This is a genomic window from Reyranella soli, from assembly GCF_007992495.1.
In the GTDB taxonomy this organism is placed as follows: Bacteria; Pseudomonadota; Alphaproteobacteria; order Reyranellales; family Reyranellaceae; genus Reyranella; species Reyranella soli.
The window spans coordinates 1-3,947 of record NZ_BKAJ01000308.1 but is presented as its reverse complement, the minus strand read 5'-3'; the positions used below and the strand labels follow the sequence as shown (position 1 = coordinate 3,947).

Annotated in this window: 4 protein-coding genes; 2 read left to right on the top strand and 2 right to left on the bottom strand. The window is 67.0% G+C overall.

Features of this window, described 5'->3' with window-relative positions:
• Both RSO01_RS46145 and RSO01_RS46140 read right to left on the bottom strand, forming a co-directional pair.
• Nucleotides 1-2,023 (bottom strand): thioredoxin domain-containing protein (locus tag RSO01_RS46145; RefSeq protein ID WP_147157367.1); only part of this gene is annotated, 2,023 nt, incomplete at its 3' end.
• Nucleotides 2,020-3,177 (bottom strand): diaminopropionate ammonia-lyase, encoded by a 1,158-nt coding sequence (locus RSO01_RS46140; RefSeq protein WP_147157366.1) that lies wholly within the window; start codon nucleotides 3,175-3,177, stop codon nucleotides 2,020-2,022. The genes RSO01_RS46145 and RSO01_RS46140, both read right to left, overlap by 4 nt.
• A 66-nt stretch (nucleotides 3,178-3,243) precedes the next feature.
• On the opposite strand from RSO01_RS46140, the gene RSO01_RS46135 reads away from it, so the two are divergent.
• Together RSO01_RS46135 and RSO01_RS46130 are read left to right on the top strand one after the other, a co-directional pair.
• Complete coding sequence (locus tag RSO01_RS46135) at nucleotides 3,244-3,501, top strand: DUF6489 family protein (RefSeq protein ID WP_147157365.1); 258 nt, start codon at nucleotides 3,244-3,246, stop codon at nucleotides 3,499-3,501.
• Nucleotides 3,502-3,505: 4 nt separating this feature from the next.
• Nucleotides 3,506-3,880 (top strand): (2Fe-2S) ferredoxin domain-containing protein, encoded by a 375-nt coding sequence (locus RSO01_RS46130; protein WP_147157364.1) that lies wholly within the window; start codon nucleotides 3,506-3,508, stop codon nucleotides 3,878-3,880.
• Nucleotides 3,881-3,947: the final 67 nt, after the last annotated feature.

Below are 3,947 nucleotides of genomic sequence, written 5' to 3'. Positions count from 1 at the left end.
GGAGCAAGTTGGCTCCAGCCGCATCCACGATCGGCGGCCGGCACGACATGCCCTGGCAGACGTAGAGCGCGGGCTTGCCGTCGACCAGCCCCTTGCCGGCCGCGGGATGATGGGCCGGCAAGGTGGATTCCGGCGCCAACCGGCGGACGACCTTGTTGGGCAGGCTTTGCGCATAGACGGTTCGACGTAGAGCCTCGGTCTCGCTGGCGGTCGAATCGCCGACGATCACCAGCTCCATCGCGCTCTGCAGCAGCTCGTAGCTGTTGAGCAGCGTCATCAACGGAAAGAAGTTGCCCTCCAATTCGCCGGCGAAGGCGGCGAACTGGCGCTCGGCCTTGTCGCGCCAGGCCTCGTCGCCGTCGAGCACCCACAGGCGCGCGAACACGCCGAGCAGCGTGCCGTTACCGGCCGGCGCGGCATTGTCGTGGCAGTGCTTGGTGCGCACGATCAGGTCGGCGGCGTCGTCGGCGGTGATGAAATAGCCGCCGGCCGCGCTGTCGGCGAAATGGCGATCGAGCACCGCCACCAGGGATTTCACCTCGTCGAGATGGCGCGTCTCGCCGGTCGCCTCGAACAGGGCGATGCCGGCGCGCGCCATGTTGGCGTAGTCGTCGAGTGTGCCGCGGTGCAGGCGCTTGCCGATTCGCCAGGAGTGGAACAGCCGGCCGTGCTCATCGCGCATGCGGTCCATCACGAAGCGCCAGGCGCGCTCGGCGGCAGCAAGCCAGTCGTCGCGCTGGAACACGACGGCGGCGTTGGCGAGTGCGGCGATCATGAGCCCGTTCCAGTCGGCCAGGACCTTGTCGTCCCAGCCCGGCCATACCCGCTTGTCGCGCACCGCCTTCAGCCTGGCCCGCAGGCTCGCCAGTCGCCGTTCTTCCGCCTCGCCTAGAAGCGCCGGGGCGCGATTGCGGTGCAGGATGTTGTGATGCTCCCAGTTGCCCTCGGCCGTGACGTCATAGGCCTGCTTGAAGAAGGCCGCGTCGTCGCCCAGGGCCGCGTCGATCTCGGCCTCGTCCCAGACGTAGAACTTGCCCTCGACGCCTTCGGAGTCCGCGTCGTAGGTCGCGGCGAAGCCGCCGCCTTCAGCCACCATCTCGCGCAGCACCCAGTCGCAGGTCTCGGCGATTCGCGTGGCGTAGAGCGTGCTCTTGGTCTCCTGCCAGGCGAGCGTGAGAAGATCGACGAGCTGGGCATTGTCGTAGAGCATCTTCTCGAAATGCGGGATCAGCCATTCGTTGTCGGTGGCGTAGCGCGCGAAGCCGCCGCCGAGATGGTCGTAGATGCCGCCCTGGCACATGCGGTCGAGCGTGACGGTGACGGAGTCGAAGAGCTTCGTTTTCGAGCGATCGCGCAGCCAGCCGCGCCACAGCATCTCGAACAGGTAGGGCGAGGGGAACTTCGGCGCCTGGCCCAGGCCGCCCCATACCGGATCGCATTCCTGGGCGATGCGCTCGGCGATCTGGTCCAGGAGTTCGAGCGGGATCGGCGGGCCGTCGCCCTTGAACTCGACGGCCTTGTTGGCTGCTTTGCGCTGCAGGGCCTGCAGCAGGCCGGCGCGATTGGTCTCGACCTCTTCAGGCTTCTCGTGGAAGGCCTGGGACACGCCGCGCAGCACCTCCAAAAAGCTCGGCCGGCCGTAGCGTGCAGGATAGGGGAAGTAGGTGCCGCCCCAGAACGGCTCGCCCGCCGGCGTGCAGAACATGGTGAGCGGCCAGCCGCCCGGTTCGCCCAGCACCTGCAGCGCCTGCATGTAGATCGCGTCGACATCGGGCCGCTCCTCGCGGTCGACCTTGATGTTGACGAACAACTCGTTCATCACCGCGGCCACGTCCGGTGATTCGAAGCTCTCGTGCGCCATGACGTGGCACCAGTGGCAGGCGGCGTAGCCGACGGAGAGCAGGATCGGCCGGTTGGTGCGCCGGGCCTCGGCGAGCGCCTCCTCACCCCACGGCCACCAATGCACCGGGTTGTCGGCGTGCTGCAGCAGGTAGGGGCTGGTCTCGGCGCCGAGGCGGTTCATGCCGGTTCTTCTCCGAGGTTGCCTTCGCTGTTGATCAACAGAACGCGGGAATGGCGATCGAGTTTCAACGCCTTGAAGGCCGCCTCGTCGGTGCAGACACGAGCGAGCCCGGCCATGCCGGCACAGCCCGACGGACCCGACGCGATCGCCGCATCGCCGTCCAGCGGATGGCCGAGCAGCCGACGCGCCGGCAGGACTTGGTCTTCCTCGATGGTCATGAACCAGTCCGTCGCCTCGCCGACCACCGGCCAGGTGATGGGCGAGATCTCGCGGCAGGCGAGGCCTCCCATCACCGTGTCGGCATTGCCGCTGGCCAGCGTGGGCTTACCGACGCGATTGCTCTGGAACCAGCAGTCTGCGCTCTCGGGTTCGACGACGACGAAGGTGGGCCGCGTCGGCAGCACGGCCCACAGATAGCCGATCACCGCGGCAGCCAAACCGCCGACGCCGGCCTGCACGAAGACATGGGTCGGCGCCTGCTGCCATTGCGTGACGGCCTCGTGCGCCAGCACGCAATAGCCGCGCATGACGCTGCGCGGCGCGGAGTCGTAGCCGTCCCACGAGGTGTCGGAGATGATCGCCCAGCCGTTCTCCTGCGAGCGGCGCTTGCACTCGGCGACGGCGGTATCGTAGTCGCCGTCGATGCGGATCACCTCGGCGCCGCGGGCGCGGATCGCAGCCTCCTTCTCGGCCGAGGTGAACTTGGGCAGGAAGATCACACAGCGGTTGCCGAACAGCTTTGCCCCGGCGGCGACCGAGCGGCCGTGATTGCCCGAGCTCGCGGTCGAGAACACGAACGGACGCGTGACCTCCTTGTGCCGGCCGTTCATGACGTCGGCGAAGCTCGCATTGGTGTGGTAGGCGTCGCCGACCGCGCTCGACAGTGCGTTGTAGACGGCGATCACGCCGCCCAGCGCCTTGAAGGCGCCGAAGCCGAAGCGCTGGCTCTCGTCCTTGACGCGAATCTCGCTCAGGCCGAGCCGCTCGGCCAGCGCCGGCAGCGCGACGAGCGGCGTCGGCACATGCCTGGGGCACTGCTTCAATTCTTCGCAGAGCTCGGCAATGCCGTTGGGATTGATCACATATTGCTGGTCGCGGCCGAATTTCAGGCCTTTTGCAGTGCGTGGGTTCTTTTCAAGCCAGGGCGTAACCATGGCCGGTCATAGCATGGCCGGGCGGCCCCAGATCGCCTAAGGTTGGGTCCAAACGGAGAGAGAAGCATGAAGGTGAACGTCGAAGTGACCTGCACGCCCGAGGAGGCGCGCGCCTTCTTCGGCCTGCCCGACATCAAGCCGATGCAGGACCGCATCATGGCCGAGATCGAGGAGCGCCTGCGCTCCAGCCTGGGCGCCATGAACCCCGAGACCGTGTTCAAGACCTGGCTGCCCGCCTCCATGCAGGGGGTCGAGCAGATGCAGCAGATCCAACAGGCGTTCTGGTCCCAGCTCGCCAACATCGCCACCGGCAAGAAGGACTGAAGCGATGAGCCATCGTGAGAAGCCAGATGATCCCAAGCCATACTACGAAGCTCACGTCTTCTGCTGCACCAACCGCCGGCCGGCCGGCCATCCGCGCGGCTGCTGCGCGGAGAGGAACGGCGAGGCGCTGCGCGACCACATGAAGGCCCGCGCCAAGGCGCTGGGCCTGAACAACGTGCGCATAAACAGCGCCGCCTGTCTCGACCGCTGCGAGTTGGGGCCGAACCTGGTGATCTATCCCGAAGGCGTCTGGTATTGCTGCCCGACCAAGGAAGACATCGACGAGGTGCTGCAGAAGCATCTGGTCGAGGGCGGCCGCGTCGAGCGGCTGATGCTGCAGACCGCCGACAAGCTGCCGAGCGATCGCGCGGGACGGTAACTAAGGGAGCGCGGGCCTCTGGCCCGCTCATAATCTTCCGGACCGCGCGCATCTTGCGCGCTCATGA

Coding starts and splice junctions, on each gene's coding strand:
- RSO01_RS46140 (WP_147157366.1), bottom strand. CDS start 3,177: ATGGTTACGCCCTGGCTTGAAAAGAACCCACGCACTGCAAAAGGCCTG.
- RSO01_RS46135 (WP_147157365.1), top strand. CDS start 3,244: ATGAAGGTGAACGTCGAAGTGACCTGCACGCCCGAGGAGGCGCGCGCC.
- RSO01_RS46130 (WP_147157364.1), top strand. CDS start 3,506: ATGAGCCATCGTGAGAAGCCAGATGATCCCAAGCCATACTACGAAGCT.